The sequence below is a fragment of the Paraburkholderia sp. RL17-381-BIF-C genome, assembly GCF_046026435.1.
In the GTDB taxonomy this organism is placed as follows: Bacteria; Pseudomonadota; Gammaproteobacteria; order Burkholderiales; family Burkholderiaceae; genus Paraburkholderia.
This window is the reverse complement of sequence record NZ_JARESX010000011.1, coordinates 34,602-57,738: the sequence shown is the minus strand read 5'-3', so window position 1 is coordinate 57,738 and position 23,137 is coordinate 34,602. Positions and strand designations below refer to the sequence as shown.

Sequence of the window (23,137 nt, the reverse complement as noted above, 5' to 3'; positions counted from 1 at the left end):
CCGGCATGCCTTACGCCGCAGTCAACGGCACCGAGCTTCATTACCGAATCGACGGCGACCGCCACGGCAATGCGCCGTGGATCGTCCTGTCGAATTCGCTCGGCGCCGATCTGTCCATGTGGGCGCCGCAAGTCGTGGCGCTGTCGAAACACTTTCGCGTGCTGCGCTACGACACGCGCGGCCACGGCCATTCGGAAGCGCCAAAAGGCCCCTATACGATCGAGCAACTCACCGGCGACGTGCTCGGCCTGATGGACACGCTGAAGATCGCCCGCGCGAATTTCTGCGGACTGTCGATGGGCGGCCTGACTGGCGTTGCGTTGGCGGCGCGTCACGCGGATCGTATCGAGCGCGTCGTGCTGTGCAATACGGCCGCGCGCATCGGTTCGCCGGAAGTGTGGGTGCCGCGCGCCGCGAAAGCGCGCAACGAAGGCATGGCCGCGCTGGCCGATGCCGTTCTGCCGCGCTGGTTCACGGCGGACTATATCGAGCGCGAGCCGGTGGTGCTGGCCATGATTCGCGACGTGTTCACGCACACCGACAAGGAAGGCTACGCGTCGAATTGCGATGCGATCGACGCAGCCGACCTGCGCCCCGAGGCACCCGGCATCAAGGTGCCCGCGCTGGTGATCAGCGGCACGCACGATCTGGCCGCCACGCCGGCGCAAGGCCGCGAACTGGCGCAGGCGATAGCGGGCGCGCGTTACGTGGAACTGGACGCCTCGCATATTTCGAATATCGAGAAAGCCGACGCTTTCACGAAGACCGTGATCGACTTCCTGACGGAGCAGAAATGAACGACGAAGACCGTTACGAAGCCGGGCTCGGTGTGCGCCGTGCGGTGCTCGGCAGTGCGCACGTCGACCGGTCGCTTGCGAACCGTACTGAACTGACGGAAGAGTTTCAGAATTTCATCACGCGCTATGCGTGGGGCGAAATCTGGACGCGCGACGGTTTGCCGCGCCACACGCGCAGCCTGCTGACCATCGCGATGATGGTCGCGCTCAACCGCAGCGAAGAGCTCGCCTTGCATCTGCGGGCCGCGAAGAATAACGGTGTGACGCGTGAGCAGATCAAGGAAGTGCTGCTGCAAACCGCGATCTATTGCGGTGTGCCGGCGGCGAATTCGGCGTTTCACCTGGCGGACAAATTGTTTCGTGAGGATGATGCCGCGGCCGCGCAGCCGTAAGCAATGCAATCAAGATGACGTGCCAGGCAGCGTGCGAATGCACGCTGCTTCCGAACATCGACGATGTTCGATTTCATCCGGCCTGCAACGGGCTGTGATACGGATACCTGGTATCCGGCGGGCGTTCGACATGAACGCCGCGCACTGCGGGATTCGGTCGCATTCCACTTCTCTCGATTTTTGCAGAAAATTCCTGCGCAGAAGTCGAATATTCCCGCAACCGTTTCTGACTTTCTTCTTTGCGCCTCATCATTTTCTAAGGTTTTAGTCGACCCAATTCGTTGACAATACGAATGCTGGTGAGCTTTCGGTTATTAATCTTTTGCACATTTTAGATGCGAATTTAACTACTTCAAGATAGTGATATTCGTTCGCGCGAGTTTGGCAAGACCGTAGGGTTATTCAAGAGCAATGGAGCAGGCACCGACTGGCGAAATCCCGGCAGGTTCATTCGTCGCCGCATGATTTGCCTCTTCGTTGACCGTTAAATCAGCCGGCGCTGTTCAAGGCGATCTGCCAATATGAGCTTTACCTATAAACACGATGGTCGCGAGGAATCTCATCCTCGTGCTCATTTTCGCGATCTTTTGTTGGTTCCCTGGCAGCAACGCCAGCTTATCGTCGCGCTAACCAGGCGGGATATATTGAGCCGATATCGCGGATCGGTAATGGGACTGGCGTGGTCTATCGTTCAGCCGTTGATCATGCTCGCCATGTACACGGTTGTTTTCGGCACGCTGTTGAAATCGCGCTGGCCAGGAACTGACACTAGTTTTCAGTTCGCGGTGATTCTGTTCGTGGGCCTCATTCTGTTCAATTTCTTCGCCGAGTGCCTGAATAGAGCGCCGACCATTATCACGACCAACGCGAACTACGTCACGAAGGTCGTCTTTCCTCTTGAAATCCTGCCGTGGATTACCGTCGCCTCGGCGGCATTTCACTTCATGACGAGTCTTGTCGTCTGGGTTGTCTTCGCGCTGTGCGTATACGGAAAGCTTCAATGGACGATCGTCTTTTTGCCGGCGCTCTTCATTCCGCTCGCGTTTGTCGGCGTGGGTGTGGGTTGGCTGTTCGCCGCCACCGGCGTCTACGTGCGTGACCTGACCTATGTCACCACGCTGCTTTCATCCCTGTTGATGTTCCTGTCGCCGGTTTTCTACGCGCTCGATACTTTGACGCCCGCTTTCAGGGCACTCATTCTGGCCAATCCGCTAACTTTCATCATCGAGCAGGCACGAGCGGTCATGATCGCGGGCGAGTTGCCTGACTTTGCGGGGATCGCGATCTATCTGCCATGCAGCATCGCTTTCGCGTGGATCTGTCTGGCCTGGTTCCAGAAGACACGCGAAGGATTCGCGGACGTTCTGTAAAGGCCGAAGCTCATGGAAATGAATCAGGTTGGCAAGCCTGAAACCACGATTCAGGTAACAGGTGCCTCGAAGCGTTTCGACATATACGAAACGCCGCTCGACCGTCTCAAGCATATCGTCTTCCCAAAACGCACCGGGTATTCGCGGGAATTCTGGGCGCTTCGGGACGTTTCGCTCTCGGTCACACGCGGCGAAACGGTCGGCATCATTGGGCGCAACGGGTCCGGCAAGTCCACGCTATTGCAGATAATTTGCGGAACACTGCGCCCCACCCAGGGTGACATCGCGATCAACGGTCGCGTGGCGGCGCTGCTCGAATTGGGAGCCGGTTTCAATCTGGAGTTTTCCGGTCGGGAAAACGTCTATCTGAACGCCGCCATGCTGGGAATGACTGCCGACCAGATCGATCGGAAATTCGCCAGCATCGAGCAGTTCGCGGAAATTGGCGATTTCATCGATCAGCCGGTCAAAACTTATTCGAGCGGCATGTATGTGCGCCTCGCGTTTGCCGTGGCCATTCACGTCGACCCGGCGGTCTTGATCATCGACGAAGCCCTTGCCGTGGGCGACGCGCGCTTCCAGGCCAAATGCTTCAACAAGATCAAGGAACTCAAGGAATCAGGCGTCACGATTCTTTTCGTGTCGCATGACGTCGGCTCGGTGCGAACCTTGTGTGAGCGTGCCGTCTGGCTCGATGGTGGGCGGGTTCGGATGGCGGGCAACGCGTTCGCCGTTACCGCGCAATACACGCAGTTCATGTCCGAAGGACTCGGCGAAAGCGGAGCGATCGGAGTGTCTGGTCAGTCGGCAGACAGCGCGGCCGGTGTTGAGGAAGAAGCGAAGCAGAACGATCAGGCCGCGGAAAGCGCGGGGCGGCTCGCCTCAACTGCCAGTGACGAACCGATCAACCATTGGGGAACGCACGTCGGATCGATCGTGTCTGCGCAGGTCCTGAACTCGGCCGGTCGGCACCAAAGCGTGTTCACGGCATTCGAGCCGATGATCATCCGCCTGGCGATCCAGATTCCTGGAGGCATCGATCGCCGCGCGCTGAGCGTGGCTTTCTCCATCAAGGATACGAAAGGCACGGATCTGATCGTCCGGACCACTCACGACGAGAAAGGCATCGACTTCGATTTCGAAGGCAGTGAGTTCGGCATCGAGTTTCGCCTGAGAAACCAGCTCAACACAGGCCGGTATCTGCTCGTGGCGGCCCTCGAAGACCGGTCTGCCGCAGTGCCGCAGTACTACGAGTACATCGAGGGCGCCTGCTATTTCTCTTCCTATGTTGAAAGCGATAGATACGGGCTGTTCCTGCCGGATATCACAGAAGAAATACGCATGGAAGAAACGCCTTCAGACAGGCGGTGACGGCATCAGAAAGAGCAATTGGAATAACGGCGACTCGAGAGGTTGGCCATGGACAGACAAGAAGCAATGCCAAACGTAATGCGGAGACAAAACCTCGCATCGGTCACGAAGCGGAGCACTTCGGTCTCCGATGCGGAGGCTCTCAGCACGCAACACGAGAAGATTGCAGAGGACCAGCGTCTCGCGCGCAGAGACCGGTACACACTGGCGAAGCGGTTGTCGGACGCGCTGTCGGAAATCCATAGTCTCAAGCGCTCGCTGAACGACGTGTCGAGCGAGCTTGTGCGCGAGGTTCGCGAGCGCGAGCGTGTGCAGGGCTCCCTTGGCGAAATTTTCGAAAGCAGTTCGTGGAAGTTGACCGCGCCAATGCGACGGATTGCGAGCGCGGTTTATGCGCTGGCGGCGCGCGGCAAGACGCAGACGCCGGCGGTTGCCGTTGTACCCATGCATGACGTCCTGCCCGTGGCCGGCGGAGACTACGAAGTCCATACACGCGCCCAGGCGGCGTACTTTGGGAACTACGCGAAGGAACCCTCGAAACAAAGAAGGCACCAGATCAGCCGCCTGCTTACGGCGCATCCGGACCGCCAAGGTGTGGTGCTGTGCCCGGTTGCCTACGACCTTTCGCTCAAGCAGCGTCCCGACCACCTCATGGCCGAGTTCGCAAAGGCGGGCTATCTTTGCGTGATGCTGGAGTACGGCGGGCCTTATCCCGTGATCCAGCCCAAGTCAAACAACCTGTACGTGTCCAACATGGTCGAGGATTTCCTCGGCTATTTTCAGGACGAGCCGGTCACGCTCTATCTTCACTGGCCGGGTTTCAAGTACGTCGCCGAAATCTGCCGTGCCGCACTGACGATTTACGATGTTCTCGACGACCTGACCATCTTCGCGAACTATTCCGACGTCATGCGTTGCGACCATGAGGTCTTGCTGCAGATCGCGAATGTGTGCCTGTTCTCGTCGAATCGGCTGTACGAGGCGAACCGCGCGAAGGTCACGAATGCGCTGCTGCTGGAAAACGGCGTTTATCCGGAAGACTTCGTTCACGGCGAGCGCGAGCGATGCGACGTACCGGCGAAGCTGTACGAGATGGTGGCGAACCGGAAGGTTGTCGGCTACCACGGTGCAATTTCCGAGTTGCTCGATTTTGATTTGCTCGACGAAATCGTGCGACTCGACGGCGTGGTGATGCTGTTCGTCGGTCCTGTCGTCGCTTTCGAGCCGCAATACAGCGTCGAGGTTCAGGAGCGCATGGCGCGTCTGAAGACGTTCGACAATTTCATTCACCTCGGCCCGAAACCGTATGCCGAACTGAAGCACTATCTCGCCTGGATCGATGTCGGTATTGTGCCGTTCGTTGTCAGCGAGAAAACCGATCCCGTTTCGCCGCTGAAGCTGTTCGAGTATCTGGCCGCCGGGAAACCGGTGATCGGCACGCCGACCCGGACCATCAGGGAATACGAACATGCCATTATCGTCGCCTCGGGAATCGACTTCGTCGACGCAGTGGCGAGCGGCCAGTGGTCCACCGCGTACACGGAGGCGTCCGCAGAGGTTGCGAACGCGCACGCCTGGCCGGTGCTTCACGCGCCGTTGCTCAGACAGGTCGACGCCGGGAACGTGACGAGGCTGACGGCTGCTTGCGCGCGGCGTACGGTGAAGGTGGACATCATCAACGTCAACTTCTACGACTGGAACGGCGAAACCGTCTATAAGGGCGGGGCGGAACGCTACGTCTACGACCTCGCAGTCGTGCTGCATGGCATGGGCTGCGAGGTTCGTCTGCTGCAGAACGCCCGCGAGCCGTTCGAGCGCGATTTTCGAGGCGTCAAGGTAGTCGGGATCAATGCCGCCGACAACCTGGATTTCGACGCGATGTCTGGCAAATACGCCCAATTCTGCGCGGATGTCGATCTCATTATCGCTTCACCGACTGAACTTGCCGCGTCGCTCGGGAAAAACAAGCGCGTCATCTCGATCAACCACGGCATTCATTGGGACGGAGCCTCCAATAACCTCGCCACATTTGACCGGGCACGCTATGAACCGTTGTTCCGCGCGCTGCGCAACAGCGACCAATGCGTGTGTGTCGATACGAATTTTATCAACTGGGTGCGAACCTATGACTGGGCGCTCGCCAATACACTCACGTACGTCCCGAACTACGTCGATCTCGAGTCTTTCAGGAGCCATCCGAAGAACTTCGAGACAGAGGAGTTATGCGTTCTGCTGCCGCGCCGGCTTTATGAAGCGCGCGGTCTCTATCTGACCATCAACGCGTTCGATCTTTTGTTTTCGCGGCGCCCGGATATCCGCCTGGTCCTGTGCGGTCAGGCGATCGACCACGATGCGCAAGCGGTGAAAGCGTTCATGGCGCGTCATCCGCACAGGGTGACGTGGATCGAATACGACATGGAGGACATGTACAAAGCCTATGTCGACAGCCATATCGTGCTGGTCCCGACCATGTATTCGGAAGGAACCTCCCTATCCTGTATCGAGGCGCTGGCGACCAATAACGCGGTCATAGCGACCAACGTCGGCGGACTGCCGAACCTGATCGTCGACGGGTACAACGGCAAGCTGATCCGTGCGGACTATATCGAGCTTGCGGCCGCTATCGAAGAACTGGCCGACGATCGAACGAGGCTCGCGAGACTCGCGGCGCACGGACTCGAGTCCTCGGCCGCGTTTGCCAAGCAGGAATGGGAAAAGCGCTGGCGCGAAGTCATCGAAAGCACGCTGACTGTCGACTAGGCATCTTTGCCCCCTATCGCGAACGTCCGCGCATTCGATCGAATGAGCAGACCAACAGGCCTTGTAATGACAGACATCAACTCAAAGCAATACTGGGACCATCGTTTTTCGACGGACTGGGTCTCTGCCGGCGGACATGGCCAAACGCGATTTTTCGCGACGATTGCGGCCACGCTGATGCCGGACTGGTTCAAGGACCTGGTGTTGCGCGAGCAATGGAAGATTTGCGACTGGGGTTGTGCGGAGGGGCAGGGCGTAGATGAACTGAGCAAATGGCTTGGCGTGAACTCGATCACCGGAGTCGATATTTCGGAAGTGGCGATCGAGAAGGCCCGGGCCTCTTTTCCCCATGGGTGTTTCAAAGCGCAGTCTCTCGACGAGCTAGACGACTACGACGTCATTTTTTCGTCGAATACGCTTGAGCATTTCGACCGCCCGTTCGATGTTGTCGCACGGCTTGCGGAGCACACCAGGCGTTTTCTGGTTCTGCTTCTGCCGTTTCAGGAATATGACCGGATCCCCGAGCATTTCTTCACGTTCGACCTGGCCAACATTCCCGTCTGTCCGGTGCCCGGTTTCGCCGCGGTGGCGTGCCGCGTCGTCGACACGGCGAGAATCAATATCAACTACTGGAACGGGAAGCAGATATTGCTCGTCTACGCGCGGCTCTCGGCGCTCGGAGACACTCGGCCCGATCTGCGCAATTTCTTTGTTGGCGACGATACTTACGAGGCATTTGCGCGAAAGCGCAGTGAAGGCATTGCCCAGATGCACGCCTTAGAGAGGGAGCAGTTCGCGGCACAGCTTGCTCAAACTCATAGCGAGCGTGCTGCGACGACCGCCCGTCTCGAATCGACAGAGAACACGCTGCAGCAAGTATGCGCAGAACTCGACGCAGAGAAGCTAAAGCTGAAGCGCTTGCAAGAGACGCTCTCCGAACGGGATCAAGCACTCGACGAATTGCAGCAAGCACTCAGCGAGCGGGAGCAGACAGTCCGCGAACTAACACGAGCAATCACCGAACGCGACCAGACAATGGGCGAAGCGAGCCAGGAACGCCGCGCTCTGTCTGCGGAGATTGCTTCGCTTCATGCGTGCATCGAAAAATACAAGATCGACGGCGAACATTGCGCGGCGCTTCTTACCGAAGTCCGAGCGCATGCGGACGCGGTCGAGAGGCAATTGAACACGACGCTGCGCTCGAAGACCTGGCGGCTCAGAAGCGCGATCCGCCGGTTGGTCGGTAGAGCCTGACCGTGCAAAAACACACCATCGACTGCGACTCCCCATCCTTTATCAAGTCCCCATACCGGAAAACGCCGTGAAAAAACGTAAGATCATCGTCACTATCGGAACGCGTCCCGAAGCTGTGAAAATGGCGCCGCTCGTCAAGCGGTTGCAGCGCGAAGAGTGGGCGGACTGCCGCGTCCTGGCAACGGCGCAGCATCGCGGCATGCTCGATCAGGTGTTGCGTCTGTTCGAGATCAAAGCCGATATCGACCTCGATATCATGCAACCCAATCAGTCGCTACCCATGCTGACTTCACGGCTCATGGTTCGCCTCGATGAGGTGCTTGCCGCCGAACAGCCCGACGTGCTGCTCGCGCAGGGCGATACGACCACTGTTCTGACGGCAGCGCTCGCATCCTTTTACCGGCGCGTGCCGGTCGGGCATGTCGAAGCCGGACTGAGAACCGGTGATCTGTCGAATCCGTTTCCGGAAGAAATGAATCGTGTGGTCGCAACCCGGCTTGCGCGCTGGCATTTCGCACCGACGGAGACCGCGAAACAGAATCTCCTCACAGAAGGCATCGATGCAGCGAGCGTGTTCGTCACCGGCAACACGGTCATCGACGCGTTGCTGGACGTGGCCGCGCGTTGCGATGGTGCAACGCCTTTCAAGGGCGATAGCCGGCTGATTCTAGTGACGTCGCACCGTCGCGAGAATTTTGGCGAGGCGTTTCAGAACATTCTTCGAGCAATCAAATCGATCGCCGATAACAATCCCGACGTTCATGTGCTCTATCCGGTTCACCCGAATCCGAACGTGCGTGAAACGGCCTTCGCCCATCTCGACAACCATCCACGGATCACGCTGTGCGAACCCCTGGATTACCTACCGTTCGTTGCGGCGATGAAGCAGGCCTATCTGATCCTGACCGACTCCGGTGGCGTGCAGGAGGAGGCGCCCGCGCTCGGCAAACCGGTGCTCGTGCTACGGCGCGAGACAGAGCGCCCAGAGGCGGTCGCGCACGAGGTCGTCAAGCTCGTGGGCACCGAATACGCCGACATTGTCTCGAACACGCAACGGCTACTCGACGACCCGGTCGAATACAAGCGTATGGCGCGAGGCGTGTCGCCTTATGGTGACGGTCACGCGTGCGGACGAATCGTAAGTGTATTGAGAGATCACTTTCAGGTGTAGCGCCATCTAGCAGCGGAGCGGTTATGCCTCGCTATTCTGGCTTGCCTCGTTCACCGCGACCGTGAGCGCCGCCGCATCCGGCGGCACGGGCAAACTCGACCTCACCGCGCGCAGCACCGTGTCCTTGATCACCTCGCACCAATGCTCGAGCGCCGCCTTTTCCATGAGCGGCTCGCCCAGAAACGCGCCCAACGTGTACTGATTGGCGTTATAAAAATACCCGAGCGAGGCGATCATCAAATACACATCGCGCGCTTTGACATCGGCACGGAACACTTGCTGCGCCTGACCCGCGTCCAATAACTTCTGCACCACCGAAATTGCATAGCCGGAAATCTCCTTAAGTTTGAGGGATTTCTTCGCGTGCTTGCCTTGATGCAGATTTTCGCTGGAGAGCAGCGTGACGAACTCGGGATGATCGAGGTAGTACTGCCAGACGAACTCGACCATCTGTTCGAGCCCATGCACCGGGTTGGCCAGGTCGAGATCGAGCTTGCTTTCCGCCTCGTTGAACTGCGTGTAGATCGTTTCCAGAACCTCGACGAACAACTGTTCCTTGCTGCCGAAGTAGTAATAAATCATGCGGTCGTGCGAGCGCGCCGCCTTCGAAATACTCTCCACGCGGCCACTCGCATAGCCCTGCTTGGCAAAGACCTTGATGGCCGCTTTCAGAATCTTGGCGCGAGTGTCCTGCGCCTGTTTCGCACGGATGCCGGTAGCGCCCGGTTTGCGGGCGGCGGTGGGACTCATGGCGGTCTCGGATCTCTTGTTAGCGTAGGTTGAACGGCACGCGCCGCAGCCGGCCAGGCACGGGCGCGCCTTCATCATACAGCCCGCATGGACGGTTGCGGGATGCGCTGCGCGATCATTCACTTCGGCGTAGATTGAAGCGTCATTCAGACGGTGATGTGGCGTTGCACCAATCACGCGCATGCCAGTAAATACGTTGCGCAGACTAAATTGATCGAGTAGATTTCTAACGAGTTTGGTGTAGCGGATACTACACGAACGGTGAGTGGCCGCAACATGGAAGTTGGCGGATCACGCGAAAGTGCCTTCAAACAAGGGCTATTCGTGAGCCGGAGCGGGACCGATTGTAATGTCGTCGTATGGGAACCCCACCATGACAGAACATACGAAGGTCGATTTCGGAGCGGAAAGCGTTGACGGTGAAACCGCCTCGACGCCGGGTCCGACCGTGCTCGAGAAGGCGGCGCCGCGCAGCGAGCGGATGGCGTCGAACAAGATTGAATGCAACGCGTGCCCGGTGCTGTGCCAGATATCCGCAGGGCGCACCGGCGCATGCGACCGTTATGCGAACGCCGACGGCAGGCTCATTCGTGTCGATCCGGTGGTGTTCCTGTCGCGCGCGCCTTTAACAGCCGAAGCGGGCGCAGGCAGTGCGAACGCCACGATCGAATTTGGTGCGGCTTCTGAAGTGCGCGACCCCGCAGCCGAACAGGCGTTGTTCGTGACCGGCGTCGGCGCATCCTCCACGTATCCCGACTACAAGCCGGCGCCCTTTATCGTTGCTTCGAAACTCGACGACGTCGACATGATCACGGTCGTCACCGAAGGCATTTTCAGCTACTGCAGCTTCAAGGTGAAGATCGACACCGACCGCTTCCTCGGGCCGGAGCAGTCGAACGTGCGTTGCCATGGCGAGATCGTCGGCCATGTGACGACGGCCGAATACGGTTCGCAGATGCTGAGCCTCGGCGGCGTGCATCATCTGACCGGCGGCAGCAAGAAAGAAGGCCGCGTGACGTGCGACATGATGCTCGCGCTCGGCAACAAGGAGGCGGTGGAACTGAGCATCGACGGCGGCGCGAGTCTGGTGATTCGCGCGGGCGCTGCGCCGATTGTCGACGGTGTCGAGGAGCAGCGCATGCGCGTGGGCTGCGGGTCCGCCACGATCGGCATCTTCGCTAAACAATGGTTCGGTCATGCGGACGAAGTGGTGGTCGTCGACGATCACATTACCGGCGTGCTGACCGAGCATCAGGCGGGTCGCTGTCTCGGCATGACGCGCTCAGGTCTGAAGATTCGCGGACGCAAGTCGACGCCGGGCCGTTATTTTCAGGTGGCCAATCCCGGCACGGGTTGGGGCGGCACCGACATTCAGGACCCGCTCGCGATTGTCGAAGGCTTCGACCCTGCCGTCGCCAGACCCGGCATGCGCCTGCTGATGGTATCGACTACCGGCGAGCACGCGCAGTGGTACGAACTCGATCAGGATCTCGTGCCGCGCATCGCGGCGATGCCGGAGGCGGTGCGCCGCACGGTCGAACGGATCGGCGAGAACTGCGAGCCGTCGCTGGCCACCGTGCTGTTTCTCGGCGGCGCGGGCGGCAGCCTGCGAGCGGGCGCCACGGAAAACCCGGTGCTGCTTACGCGCGCGATCAAACAGAAACTGGTCAATGTGACCTGCGGCGGCGCACCGGCTTACGTGTGGCCGGGCGGCGGCATCACGGTGATGGTAGATGTCTCGCGCATGCCCGACCGTTCGTTCGGCACGGTGCCGACGCCCGCCATTGTCGCGCCGATCGAATTCACCATGACCTATGACGCGTATCGCGATCTCGGTGGTCATCTCGAAGCCGTGCGCTCACTAGAGAGCATATTGGCCAACGGGCCGGAGCACACGGAAGGCGCGCCGCTCGCGCGCCGAACCGTGGCGCGCAATCCCGACAATCCGTGGCCGCCCGCCATGCCGCCGATGCTCGGCTAACGGTGCCGCCCGCGCCGATCTAAACAACCCAACGCACCTAAAAGACGCAACGCACGTAACGGACACGATGAACCCAACCCGCACCCGACTCGATGCGACCCGCTGGCACTGGCAGCATGGGCCGATCGATCTGATCCTCAGCGCGGACGGCACGCCTTCGGCGGTGCAGGCCGCGTATGAGGCGTGCTGGGCGCGTTTTGTCGACGTGTTGCCGGAGCTGGTGGGCGAGTTGCCGCGGCTTCGGCAGCCTGTGTCGGCCGACTCGACGTTGAACGGCACAGCGTTGCAAGGCGCGGTTGCCCGTCGCATGTGGTCGGCCTGTCATCCTCACCGGGCGCGCTACATCACGCCGATGGCGGCGGTGGCGGGCAGCGTCGCCGATGAATTGATCACGGCGTTTGCGCGCGAAGACATCTCGCGCGCATTCATCAACAATGGCGGCGACATTGCGCTTTATCTGACCGAGGGACAGCAATACCGCGTCGGCGTGTTCGCCGACCTCGCATCGTTCTCGCCCGTGCGGCTGTCACGCGATCAGACGCTCGACGCCAACCTGACGCTCGACGCGAACCTGCCGGTACGCGGCATTGCGACGAGCGGCTGGCGCGGCCGCAGCTTCAGCCTCGGCATTGCCGACAGCGTCACCGTGCTCGCGCGCAACGCCGCCGCCGCGGACGCCGCCGCGACGATGATCGCCAATGCCGTCGATCTGGATCACGCGGGGATCCTGCGGCGTCCGGCTTCGTCGTTGAAGGACGATAGCGACCTCGGCGACATGCTCGTCACAGTCGACGTGCCGTCCTTACCACAGCCGCTGATCGATTTCGCGCTGGCGCGTGGCGTCGAAGCCGCCCAGCACTTGCTCGCACAAGGCTTGATTGAAGGCGCCGCGCTATTCCTGCAAGGGCGGGTGCGCGTGGTTGGCATTCAGGACACAGGCGGGTTGCTCACGCAGCGCGCACAGATAAAAACGGAGGCTCCGTGTTCGAAATACGCCGCGTGCTGACGCACGTCGAAGACATCTTCCACGAGTTCGGGCCCGCGCCCGCGCAGCCGCTCAGGCGCGGCGCGATTGCCGCGGTGATGACGAACCCGTTCGCCGGGCGCTACGAAGCGAAAATCGAGCACGCAATGGAAGCGCTCAAGCCGATCGGCTTCGATATGGCGCAACGGTTGCTGGCGGCGATGGCGGTGCCGCATGCGTCGATTGAAAGTTACGGCAAGGGCGCGATTGTCGGCTCGCGTGGCGAACTGGAGCACGGCGCGTTGTGGCATGTGCCGGGAGGCTATGCGATGCGTGAGTTGCTGGAGAAGAACGGCGTGCCGACCAACGCCATCGTGCCGTCGACCAAGAAGGTCGGCGCGCCGTCCACCGCGCTCGACGTGCCGCTCACGCATGTCAATGCGAGCTACGTGCGCAGCCATTTCGACGCGATCGAAGTGCGCGTGCCCGGCGCGCCCGCAGCGGACGAGCTGGTGTATATCCTCGTGATGAGCACGGGGCAGCGCGTGCACGCGCGGGTGGGCGGCCTCGCGAAAGAGGCGATCGTGGGCAAGGACGGTTTGCGCTGAGCGCGCCTCGCTGGCGCACGGAAAATAACGCAGAGCAGGCATCGGAACTCGGAGAGCGAAATGGCAATCAAGCTTCGCAAGCTGGTCGTGCAAGTGGATGAAACACGCATTGAAATGGGCCAGGCCGTCGAGCCGCCGGCGCGCCGAGCCGTTGCAATTGCGGTGATCGATAACCCTTATGCCGGCCGCTTCGAAGCCAAACTCGACGCGCTGATCGAAGCGGGCGAGGAGTTGGGCGCGTTGCTCGGCAACAAGTGTGTCGAAGCGCTCGGCATCGCGCCGGGCGACGCGCAAAGCTATGGCAAGGCTGCTATCGTCGGCGAGGCGGGCGAACTGGAGCATGCCGCCGCGATCCTGCATCCGAAGCTCGGCGCGCCGCTGCGCGCGGCGGTGGAGAAAGGCGCGGCACTGGTGCCGTCCGCAAAGAAGATGGGCACGCTCGGCACCGCGATCGACGTGCCGCTCGGCCACAAAGACGCCGCCTTCGTGCGCAGTCATTTCGATGCCATCGAAGCGCGCGTGTCGGACGCGCCGCGTGCGAACGAAATTGTCGTCGCTGTCGCGGTAACGGCGTCAGGCCGGCCGCTGCCGCGCATCGGCGGGTTGCAGGTGAGCGAGATCAAAGGCGAAGACGGTCTGCGCTGAGTTTGCATTCGTTTATTTCGCTGTTACTGTCCTGCCGTTGACGCGTGCGTGCATGGTGCCGCACGCGCTGCAACGTCTGCTGATCGTGTCGAATGCGCGAGGCCGCGCACTCGCCGTTCAGCAAGCTGCCGAGGGTCGCGATGTTTTCGAATTTGCTGGTACAGCTGGTCAACGGACTCGCCGACGCGTCGACGCTGTTTCTCGTCGCCGCCGGTTTGTCGCTGATCTTCGGCGTGACACGTATCGTCAACTTCGCGCACGGCTCGTTCTATATGTTCGGCATCTATGTCGCGTATAGCATCGCGAGCCGTTTCGGGCACACGGCGGTCGGCTTCTGGCTGTCGGTGCTGGCTGCGGCGCTGGTGGTCGCGGTGCTGGGCGCGCTGGTCGAGATGGTGGTTCTGCGCCGCATCTACCAGGCGCCCGAGCTGTTTCATCTGCTCGCCACGTTCGCGCTGGTGCTGATCTTTCGCGATGCCGCGCTGTGGCTGTGGGGCCCGGAAGACCTGTTCGGTCCACGTGCGCCGCATCTGGCGGGCGCGGTCGATTTCCTCGGCCATCCGCTGCCTACCTACGACATTGCCTTGATCGTGATCGGTCCCGTGGTGTTGCTGCTGCTCTGGTACGCGTTGACCCGCACGCGCTGGGGCACGCTGGTGCGCGCCGCCACGCAGGATCGCGAGATGCTTGGCGCGCTCGGCATCAATCAGGCGTGGCTGTTTACCGGTGTGTTTTTCGTCGGCGCGTTTCTCGCCGGGTTGGGCGGCGCGCTGCAAGGGCCGCGCATGTCGGCGAATCTGTCACTGGATCTGGAGACGATCGGCAACGCGTTCGTGGTGGTGGTGGTCGGCGGCATGGGTTCGATTCCGGGTGCGTTCATCGCCGCGCTGATCATCGCGGAGATCAAGGCGCTGTGCATCGGTATCGGCCACGTGACGATCTTCGGCGTCGGTCTGTCGTTGAGCCGCTTCACGCTGGTGGCTGAATTCGTCGTGATGGCGGTCGTGCTGGTGGTGCGTCCGTGGGGTCTGCTCGGCCGCGCGAGCGCCGCGGTTCGTGGCATGGCGGCGCCGGAAACGCCTTTGCGTCCGGCGGGCAAACGGCTCAAATGGCTGGCCGCCATCGCGTTGCTGGTTCTCGTGCTGGCGCCGCTCGCGGCCAACGCATTTCCGTACATGCCCGTATTGCTGGTCGAGATCCTGATCGCCGTGCTGTTCGCGACCAGTCTGCATTTCATCATGGGACCGGGCGGCATGCATTCGTTCGGCCACGCCGCCTACTTCGGACTGGGCGCATACGGCGCCGCGCTGTTCCTCAAAGTATTGAATTTGCCGATGGAAGCCGCGTTGCTGCTCGGCCCGCTATTGGCGGTGGCCGGCGCGCTGGTGTTCGGCTGGTTCTGCGTGCGCCTCTCCGGCGTCTATCTCGCGATGCTGACGCTCGCGTTCGCGCAGATCGTCTGGTCGGTCGTATTCCAGTGGGACGACGTGACGGGCGGCAGCAACGGCATTCTCGGTTTGTGGCCGTCGAACTGGTTGTCGTCGCCGGTGGCCTTTTACTACGTGACGCTCGCCTGCGCCGTGGTCGGCGTGTGGCTGTTGCGCAAGATGTTGTTTTCGCCTCTGGGTTACGCCATGCGAGCCTCGCGCGACTCCGTGCTGCGCGCCGAGGCGATCGGCATCGACGTGAAACGCGTGCAATGGGCCGCGTTCGTGATCGCGTCGCTGTTCTGCGGACTCGCCGGATCGCTCTATGCCTTCTCGAAGGGCACGATTTCGCCGGAAGTGATCAGCGTGAGCCGTTCGGTGGACGGCCTCGTGATGGTGCTGCTCGGCGGCTTGCAGACACTCACCGGGCCGATTGTGGGCGCGGCCGTGTTCACGTGGCTGCAGGACACCGTCGCGCGGCAAACCGACTACTGGCAGGCGCTGCTGGGCTTCGCGATCCTGCTGTTGGTGATCGCGTTTCCGCAGGGGATCGTCGGCTTCATTCGCGAGCGTTTCGGCGACGATACCGCCGACCCGGCTGAAAAGAGCGCCGTCCCGCCTGCTCAGCGCGCGGCGATCAAGGAGGGGCTATGAGCTTGCTGCGCGTCAGCGGTCTCTCCAAATCGTTCGGCGGCCTCAAGGCGGTCGAGAACGTTTCCTTCGATCTCGAAGCGGGTCAATTGCTGGCCCTGCTCGGGCCGAACGGTGCGGGCAAGTCCACCTGTTTCAACATGGTCAACGGTCAGTTGACGCCTTCGTCCGGATCGATTCGTCTCGACGGTCATGAACTGGTCGGCATGCGTCCGCGCGACATCTGGCGGCTGGGCGTGGGGCGCACGTTTCAGATTGCCGCGACCTTCAACTCCATGACCGTGATCGAGAATGTGCAGATGGCGCTGGTCTCGCGCGAACGCCAGACCTTCGGGCTATGGAAGCCCGCCCGTTCGCGCTACGCCGACGAAGCCCTCGCGCTGCTCGACCAGGTCGGCATGGCCGCGGACGCGAACCGTGCGTGCGGCGTGCTCGCTTATGGCGATGTGAAGCGTGTGGAACTCGCGATTGCGCTGGCCAATCGCCCCAAGCTGCTGCTGATGGATGAACCCACCGCCGGCATGGCGCCGAAGGAGCGCAACGAGCTGATGGCGCTGACCAAACGTCTGGTCACCGAACACCAGATCGGCGTGCTTTTCACCGAGCACAGCATGGACGTCGTATTCGCCTACGCCGATCGCATGATCGTGCTCGCGCGCGGCAAGCTGATTGCCGAAGGCGACGCCGAGACGATCCGCAACGACCCGCGCGTGCAGGAAGTCTATTTCGGCACCGGCAAGACCTTCCAGCCGCACGCACCGCTGCACGACGCAGCCGGCGGCCATCAAGGCCAGGGAGCATTGCAATGAGCGAGCCGATGCTGAAAGTCTCCGGCCTCAACGCGTTCTATGGCCGCGCACATATTCTGTTCGACGTCGGCCTCGAAGTCGGCCGCGGCGAAGTCGTGGCGCTAATGGGCCGCAACGGCGCGGGCAAATCGACCACGATGAAAGCGGTGATGGGCCTGCTGCCGCGCCGTCACGGCGAAGTGAGTTTTCGCGGTCAGAACATCACGGCGTTGCCGCCGTACAAGATCGCGCGTATGGGCATGGGCTTCGTGCCCGAGGATCGTCGCGTGTTCGCGGATCTGACCGTGATGGAGAACCTCGACACCGGCCGTCAGCCGCCGCGCGAAGGCGCACCGCAATGGACGCCGGAAAAACTGTTCCGGCTCTTTCCCAATCTCGGCGAAATGCCGCAACGTCCGGGCGGCCAGATGAGCGGCGGCGAGCAGCAGATGCTCACCGTGTCGCGCACCCTGATGGGCAATCCGTATCTGGTACTGCTCGACGAACCGTCCGAAGGCGTGGCGCCTGTGATCGTCGAACAGATGGCGAACATGATTCTCGAACTCAAGCGTGAAGGGCTGTCGATCCTGTTGTCCGAACAGAACCTGCACTTCGCCGAGCTGGTCAGCGACCGCGCGTACGTGCTCGAAAAAGGGCAGATCCGCTTTAGCGGCACGATCGGCGAACTCGCGCAGAACGAAACAGTGAGGCGCGCTTATCTGAGCGTGTGAATCCATCGGCGCGTGCGAATCACACGCGGTCGCGCATCGCGGGCGCCGGACAGTCGTTGCGAAAGGAGAAGCAGATGGCAGCAGAGACGTTGACAGGCTTGTCGGGCAAGGTCGCGGTAACGAACATCGGGCTGCTGTTATCCGGCGATATCGACCAGCCGATTCTCGACGCGAACACGCTGGTGATCGACGACGGCGTGATCGTCGCGGTCGGCCGCGAAAAGGACTGCGATCTCGAAGGCGCGCGTACGACGGTCGATTGCAAAGGCACGACGGTTGCGCCCGGTCTGATCGACTCGCATGTGCATCCCGTTTTCGGCGACTGGACACCGCGCCAGAATCAGATGGGCTGGATCGAATCGAATCTGAACGGCGGCGTGACCACGATGATTTCCGCCGGCGAAGTGCATTTGCCCGGCCGCCCCAAAGACGTGCTCGGCGTGAAGGCGCTCGCCATTACCGCACAACGTTCGTTCGAGGGCATGCGCGGCGCGGGTGTCGGCGGCGGCGTCAAGGTGATGGCGGGCGCTCCGGTGATCGAGAAGGGTATGGTCGAGGAGGACTTCAAGGAGCTTTCGGAAGCGGGCGTCAGGCTGCTCGGCGAAGTCGGCCTAGGCAGTGTGAAGGGCGGCGAAGAAGCCGCGCAGATGGTGGCGTGGGCGCGCAAGTATGGCATTCAGAGCACGATTCACACGGGCGGTCCGTCGATTCCCGGCTCGGGCCTGATCGATCGTGACGTGGTGCTCGCCGCCGACGCGGACGTGATCGGCCACATCAACGGCGGGCATACGTCGCTGTCTTACCGGCATGTCTGCGATCTTTGCGAGCAGTCGAGCCGCGCGCTGGAAATCGTCCACAACGGCAATGAACGGATCGCCTTGCTGACCGCGCGCCATGCGATCGAATTGAAGTGTCCACACCGGATCATTCTCGGCACGGACAGTCCCGCCGGTTCCGGCGTGCAACCGCTCGGCATTTTGCGGATGATCGCGCTGATCTCAAGCCTTGCCGACGTGCCCGCGGAAATCGCCTTCTGCTTCGCGACGGGCAACACCGCGCGTCAACGTAATCTGCGCCAGGGGCTAATCGAAGTGGGCCGTCCCGCCGACCTCGTGTTCATGGACCGCGCGCAACACACTGCCGCCGATACGCTGCTCGAAAGCGTGCAGCTCGGCGATATTCCGGGCGTGGGCATGGTGATGATCGACGGGCTGATTCGCTGCCGGCGCAGCCGCAATACGCCACCGGCCACCGAAGTGCCGGTGGTGCTGTGAACGCCGATCGTACGGCTCGCGCAGCGGGGCTGGCACGCCCATGAACCGCCCGGCGCCTCTTACGCTGAACGTGAACGGCGCGACGCATCTCGTCAGCGCCGCGGCCGACACGCCGCTGCTCTATCTGCTGCGTAACGACCTCGCACTGAACGGTCCGAAATTCGGCTGCGGTCTCGGCGAATGCGGCGCGTGCACGGTCCTGCTCGACGGCATGCCGACGCGCGCGTGCGTTACCACGGCAAAGGTCGCGTTGGGCCGCGAGATCACCACGCTCGAAGGACTGGGTACGCGTGCCGCGCTGCATCCGGTGCAGCAGGCGTTTATCGAAGAGCAGGCCGCGCAGTGCGGCTATTGCCTGAACGGCATGATCATGACGGCCAAGGCGCTGCTCGATCGCGATCCGCATCCGAGCGTCGAGACGATCCGGCGCGAGTTGTCGCGCAATCTGTGCCGTTGCGGCACGCATGTCGAGATCGTGCGCGCGGTGCAGCGCGCCGCTGAATTGCTCGCGGCGCAATCCGCCGTGCATGAAGGAGCGCGTGCATGACCGGCCCGGACTTCAGCGTCGATCGACGCGCCGCGCCACCTTCGCGACAACAGCTCTATGACGCGCAGAGCGTGCTGATCGTCACGCGGCCGCCGCAGGCGCCGGTCAAGCCGGCAATCGGTCAGCCGGGTTCGCGTTCGTCGTTCGTGCCGACCGAGGCGGACCTGTTCCTCGTGGTGCGCGACGACGGCAGCGTGGTCGCGTTCAACGGTCACGTCGATCTCGGCACCGGCATCGGCACGGCGCTCGCGCAGATCGTCGCGGAAGAACTGGATGTGCCGTTGACACGCGTGTCGATCGTGCTCGGCCATACGCGTGAAGCGCCGAATCAGGGGCCGACGATCGCCAGCGCGACGATCCAGATATCGGCGGTGCCATTGAGACACGCCGCGGCGCAGGCGCGGCAATTTCTGCTGGCGGAAGCGGCGGCGCGGTTCAGCGTGAGCGTCGAGCAACTCGACGTACGTGACGGTGTGGTTTTTCAACGCGACGGCGATACTGCCGCGAAAGGCATCGGCTACGGCGATCTGGTGAGCGGGAAACGTGTCGAACTGGAGCTCGATACGAACGCGCCGCTGAAGTCGCCGGACACCTACAGAATCGTCGGCAGGAGTGCGCCACGCGTCGATATTCCCGCGAAGGCCACCGGCGAATTGAGTTTCGTGCATGACGTACGCGTGCCGGGCATGTTGCACGGTCGAGTGGTGCGTCCGCCCTATGCCGGTGTCGCGCAGGGCGACTTCATGGGCAACAGCCTGCTGCGCGTGGATGAAGATTCCGTTAGCGATTTGCCCGGTATCGTGAAGGTCGTCGTGATTCGCGACTTCGTCGGTATCGTGGCGGAGCGTGAGGAAATCGCGCAGCAGGCGGTGAAGCGGCTGCGGGTGCAATGGAAAGCGGTTGAAGGTCTGCCAGCGCTCGAGACCAGCGAGGAAGTGGAAGCGGCGTTGCGCGCGAACCCGGCCAAACGGCGCGATCTGGTGATCGAAGGCGACATCGATGCAGCGCTGGCGCAAGAGTCCGGTCGCAAGCTGGAACGCACTTACGTGTGGCCATTTCAGATGCACGCATCGATCGGACCTTCGTGCGCGGTGGCCGACTATCGCGAGGGCGCGTTGAAGGTCTGGTCGGGTACGCAGAATCCGCATTCGCTGCGCGCCGATCTCGCGTTGCTGATGAGCATGGACGAAGCGCACATCGAGATCGTGCGGATGGATGCGGCCGGCTGCTACGGTCGCAATTGCGCGGACGATGTCGCCGCCGACGCCGCGCTGCTCTCGCGCGCCGCCGGCAGTCCGGTGCGCGTGCAACTTTCGCGCGAAGACGAGCATGCGTGGGAGCCGAAAGGCGCCGCGCAATTGATGGACGTGCGCGGCGCGTTGAATGCCGGGGGCGAACTGGCCGCCTACGACTTTGCGACGCGCTATCCGTCCAACGATGCGCCGACGCTGGCGCTGCTCCTGACCGGCACGATCGCCGCGCAGCCGCAGGTGTTCGAAATGGGCGACCGCACGGCTGTGCCGCCATACGATTACCGCACCATGCGTATCGTTTGCGACGACACGCCGCCGATCGTGCGGGCGTCGTGGTTGCGCGGCGTGTCCGCGTTGCCGAACACGTTCGCGCACGAGTCGTTCATCGACGAACTCGCGGCGCAGGCGGGCGTCGATCCGGTCGAGTTTCGTCTGAAGCACCTGCGCGATCCACGCGCGATCGAGCTGGTCAAAGCCGTCGCGGAGAAAGCCGGGTGGCAGCCGCATAGCGCCGAACTCAAAGAGGCTGAAGGCGATATCGCACGCGGGCGGGGTTTCGCTTATGCCCGCTACGTGCATAGCAAATTTCCCGGCTTCGGCGCGGCGTGGTCCGCGTGGGTGGCCGATGTGGAAGTCAATCGCAAGAGCGGCGAGCTGGCGGTGACGCGCGTGGTGGTCGGCCAGGATACCGGCACGATGGTGAATCCCGACGGCGTGCGTCATCAGATACACGGCAACGTGATTCAGGCGACGAGCCGTGCGCTGAAAGAACGTGTGACGTTCGGCGAGAATGCGGTGACGAGCCAGGAGTGGGGCGCGTATCCGATCCTGACCTTCCGCGAAGTGCCCGTGATCGACGTGGTGATGATGCCGCGCCACGGCGAGCCGCCGATGGGCGCGGGCGAATCCGCGTCGCTGCCCGGTGCGGCTGCGATCGCCAATGCGCTCTTCGATGCCACGGGCGTGCGTTTTCGCCGGCCGCCCTTTACGCCCGAAACGATCCGCGCCGCGCTTGCCGACGCGCAAGCCGAAGACAAGGCGGCGCGCAGGAAGAAGCGCTGGCGATTGGGTTTTTTAGGCGCTTTCGCGGCGGGCGCAGTGGGTTGGCTCGGCGCATTTTCGCTCGCACCGCACGCTATCGCACCGATCACGCCGCCACTGGCGAGCGCGTTTCCGGCCGATCTCGTGGCGCGCGGCAAACTGCTGGCGTCGCTCGGCAATTGCTCGGTCTGCCATACCGCGCACAACGGCGTGCCGAACGCCGGCGGCAAACCGCTCGATACGCCCTTCGGCACCGTGTACAGCACCAACATCACGCCGGACGGGCTGACCGGCATCGGCAACTGGTCGCTCGAAGCGTTCATGCGGGCGATGCGGCAAGGCATCAGCCGCGATGGACATCGTCTCTATCCGGTCTTCCCGTACACCTCGTTCCAGAACACTTCCGACGACGATCTGAAAGCGCTCTACGCCTACCTGATGGCGCAAACGCCAGTGCGCTCGCGCCCGCCGGAAACGAAGCTGGCGTATCCGTTCAGCGTGCGACCGCTCATGGCCGCATGGAACGGACTCTTTCTCGGACGCACGGCTTTCACCGCCAGTGCGACGCAAAGCGCGCAATGGAATCGCGGCGCGTATCTGGTGAATGGGCTCGGCCATTGCAGCGCGTGTCATACGCCGCGCAATGCATTCGGCGCCGAGAAAGCCGGCGCGGCATTCATGGGCGGCGGTGTCGCCGAAGGCTGGGAAGCGCCTGCCTTGTCGACGCTTTCGAACGCGCCCGTGCCCTGGAGCGAGGACGAACTGTTCAGCTATTTGCGCTCCGGCCACGCACCGCTGCACGGCGTCGCGGCGGGGCCGATGGCGCCTGTGGTCGGCGATCTGGCGGCGCTGCCCGACAGCGATATTCGCGCAATGGCCACCTATCTCAGTTCGCTCAGCCCGGTGGAACCGAACGCGGATCCGGTCGCGGTCGCACGCCAGGTTGAACAGGCGAGCGCGATATCAGGCGCGCCGGCGGGCCTCGGCGCGCGACTCTTCGACGGCGCGTGCGCCGCCTGTCATCACACCGGTAGCGGGCCGCAATTGTTCGGCGCGCATCCATCGCTCGCGCTCAACACGAATCTGCACAGCGCGACGCCTGATAACCTGATTCGCGTGATTCTCGACGGCATCGGCTCGCCTGCGCGTCCCGAACTCGGTACGATGCCGGCTTACCGAGACAGTTTCAACGACGCCCAGGTGGCCGAACTCGTGTCGTACCTGCGTCAGCAATTCGCCGGTGGCAAGCCGGCCTGGCAGAACGTCACGGCGAGCGTCGCCCGGATTCGCGCGACGGCGCGAGCCGATTGAGTCGATTGAGTCGAGATGGGTCGAGATAAATCGCGAGCCGCTTGAACACCT

General features: G+C 62.2%; 19 protein-coding genes. 18 read left to right on the top strand and 1 reads right to left on the bottom strand.

Translation table 11 applies throughout. The features are described 5' to 3' along the window. Window positions 1–5 precede the first annotated feature (5 nt). The 8 genes from pcaD to wecB all read left to right on the top strand — a co-directional run bounded on the left by pcaD (window position 6) and on the right by wecB (window position 9,115). On the top strand, window positions 6–797 hold the full coding sequence (gene pcaD / locus P0D70_RS09850; protein WP_408184300.1) for a 3-oxoadipate enol-lactonase: 792 nt from the start codon (window positions 6–8) through the stop codon (window positions 795–797). Next, window positions 794–1,189 (top strand): 4-carboxymuconolactone decarboxylase, encoded by a 396-nt coding sequence (gene pcaC / locus P0D70_RS09845; RefSeq protein ID WP_091806734.1) that lies wholly within the window; start codon window positions 794–796, stop codon window positions 1,187–1,189. The genes pcaD and pcaC overlap by 4 nt, the downstream gene beginning before the upstream one ends. 63 nt (window positions 1,190–1,252) lie before the next feature. Then, the gene (locus P0D70_RS09840) at window positions 1,253–1,474 is read left to right on the top strand and encodes a hypothetical protein (protein WP_408184299.1); all 222 of its coding nucleotides are present in this window, start codon (window positions 1,253–1,255) and stop codon (window positions 1,472–1,474) included. A 236-nt stretch (window positions 1,475–1,710) separates the two neighbouring features. After that, window positions 1,711–2,559 carry an ABC transporter permease gene (locus P0D70_RS09835; protein ID WP_408184298.1) on the top strand — a complete coding sequence of 283 codons (849 nt, stop codon included), beginning with the start codon at window positions 1,711–1,713 and terminating at the stop codon, window positions 2,557–2,559. A gap of 12 nt (window positions 2,560–2,571) precedes the next feature. After that, a complete protein-coding gene (locus P0D70_RS09830) occupies window positions 2,572–3,930 on the top strand; it encodes an ABC transporter ATP-binding protein (RefSeq protein WP_408184297.1) in 1,359 nt (452 codons plus the stop codon). Window positions 3,931–4,008: 78 nt separating this feature from the next. Beyond that, window positions 4,009–6,690: a glycosyltransferase gene (locus P0D70_RS09825; RefSeq protein WP_408184296.1), complete on the top strand. Its 2,682-nt coding sequence runs from the start codon at window positions 4,009–4,011 to the stop codon at window positions 6,688–6,690. A gap of 66 nt (window positions 6,691–6,756) precedes the next feature. After that, window positions 6,757–7,944, top strand: a complete 1,188-nt coding sequence (locus P0D70_RS09820) for a methyltransferase domain-containing protein (RefSeq protein WP_408184295.1) — start codon at window positions 6,757–6,759, stop codon at window positions 7,942–7,944. Between the two features lie 67 nt (window positions 7,945–8,011). Beyond that, window positions 8,012–9,115 (top strand): non-hydrolyzing UDP-N-acetylglucosamine 2-epimerase, encoded by a 1,104-nt coding sequence (wecB, locus tag P0D70_RS09815; protein WP_408184294.1) that lies wholly within the window; start codon window positions 8,012–8,014, stop codon window positions 9,113–9,115. 21 nt (window positions 9,116–9,136) lie between these two features. On the opposite strand, the gene P0D70_RS09810 is transcribed toward wecB, so the two are convergent. Further along, on the bottom strand, window positions 9,137–9,865 hold the full coding sequence (locus P0D70_RS09810; RefSeq protein WP_408184293.1) for a TetR/AcrR family transcriptional regulator: 729 nt from the start codon (window positions 9,863–9,865) through the stop codon (window positions 9,137–9,139). Window positions 9,866–10,238: 373 nt separating this feature from the next. Here P0D70_RS09810 and P0D70_RS09805 point away from each other — a divergent pair, with 373 nt between their 5' ends. From P0D70_RS09805 to P0D70_RS09760, 10 genes are all read left to right on the top strand, one after another. Next, window positions 10,239–11,846 carry a 6-hydroxynicotinate reductase gene (locus tag P0D70_RS09805; protein ID WP_408184292.1) on the top strand — a complete coding sequence of 536 codons (1,608 nt, stop codon included), beginning with the start codon at window positions 10,239–10,241 and terminating at the stop codon, window positions 11,844–11,846. Between the two features lie 67 nt (window positions 11,847–11,913). Further along, window positions 11,914–12,852, top strand: a complete 939-nt coding sequence (locus P0D70_RS09800; protein WP_408184291.1) for a UPF0280 family protein — start codon at window positions 11,914–11,916, stop codon at window positions 12,850–12,852. Beyond that, window positions 12,828–13,418, top strand: a complete 591-nt coding sequence (locus tag P0D70_RS09795; protein ID WP_408184290.1) for an amino acid synthesis family protein — start codon at window positions 12,828–12,830, stop codon at window positions 13,416–13,418. Before P0D70_RS09800 ends, P0D70_RS09795 begins: the two co-directional genes overlap by 25 nt. A 60-nt stretch (window positions 13,419–13,478) precedes the next feature. Then, the gene (locus P0D70_RS09790) at window positions 13,479–14,063 is read left to right on the top strand and encodes an amino acid synthesis family protein (RefSeq protein ID WP_408184289.1); all 585 of its coding nucleotides are present in this window, start codon (window positions 13,479–13,481) and stop codon (window positions 14,061–14,063) included. A 140-nt stretch (window positions 14,064–14,203) separates the two neighbouring features. After that, window positions 14,204–16,144 carry an ABC transporter permease gene (locus tag P0D70_RS09785; RefSeq protein WP_408184288.1) on the top strand — a complete coding sequence of 647 codons (1,941 nt, stop codon included), beginning with the start codon at window positions 14,204–14,206 and terminating at the stop codon, window positions 16,142–16,144. Beyond that, window positions 16,141–16,950, top strand: a complete 810-nt coding sequence (locus P0D70_RS09780; RefSeq protein WP_408184287.1) for an ABC transporter ATP-binding protein — start codon at window positions 16,141–16,143, stop codon at window positions 16,948–16,950. Before P0D70_RS09785 ends, P0D70_RS09780 begins: the two co-directional genes overlap by 4 nt. After that, window positions 16,947–17,660, top strand: coding sequence for an ABC transporter ATP-binding protein (locus P0D70_RS09775; protein ID WP_091806776.1), 714 nt, complete (start codon window positions 16,947–16,949; stop codon window positions 17,658–17,660). Before P0D70_RS09780 ends, P0D70_RS09775 begins: the two co-directional genes overlap by 4 nt. Window positions 17,661–17,734: 74 nt before the next feature. Beyond that, entirely contained in the window at window positions 17,735–18,934 is a 1,200-nt protein-coding gene (locus P0D70_RS09770) for an amidohydrolase family protein (protein WP_408184286.1), read from the top strand. A gap of 40 nt (window positions 18,935–18,974) precedes the next feature. Further along, the gene (locus P0D70_RS09765) at window positions 18,975–19,481 is read left to right on the top strand and encodes a (2Fe-2S)-binding protein (protein ID WP_408184285.1); all 507 of its coding nucleotides are present in this window, start codon (window positions 18,975–18,977) and stop codon (window positions 19,479–19,481) included. Beyond that, complete coding sequence (locus P0D70_RS09760) at window positions 19,478–23,086, top strand: molybdopterin cofactor-binding domain-containing protein (RefSeq protein ID WP_408184284.1); 3,609 nt, start codon at window positions 19,478–19,480, stop codon at window positions 23,084–23,086. The genes P0D70_RS09765 and P0D70_RS09760 overlap by 4 nt, the downstream gene beginning before the upstream one ends. Window positions 23,087–23,137 lie beyond the last annotated feature (51 nt).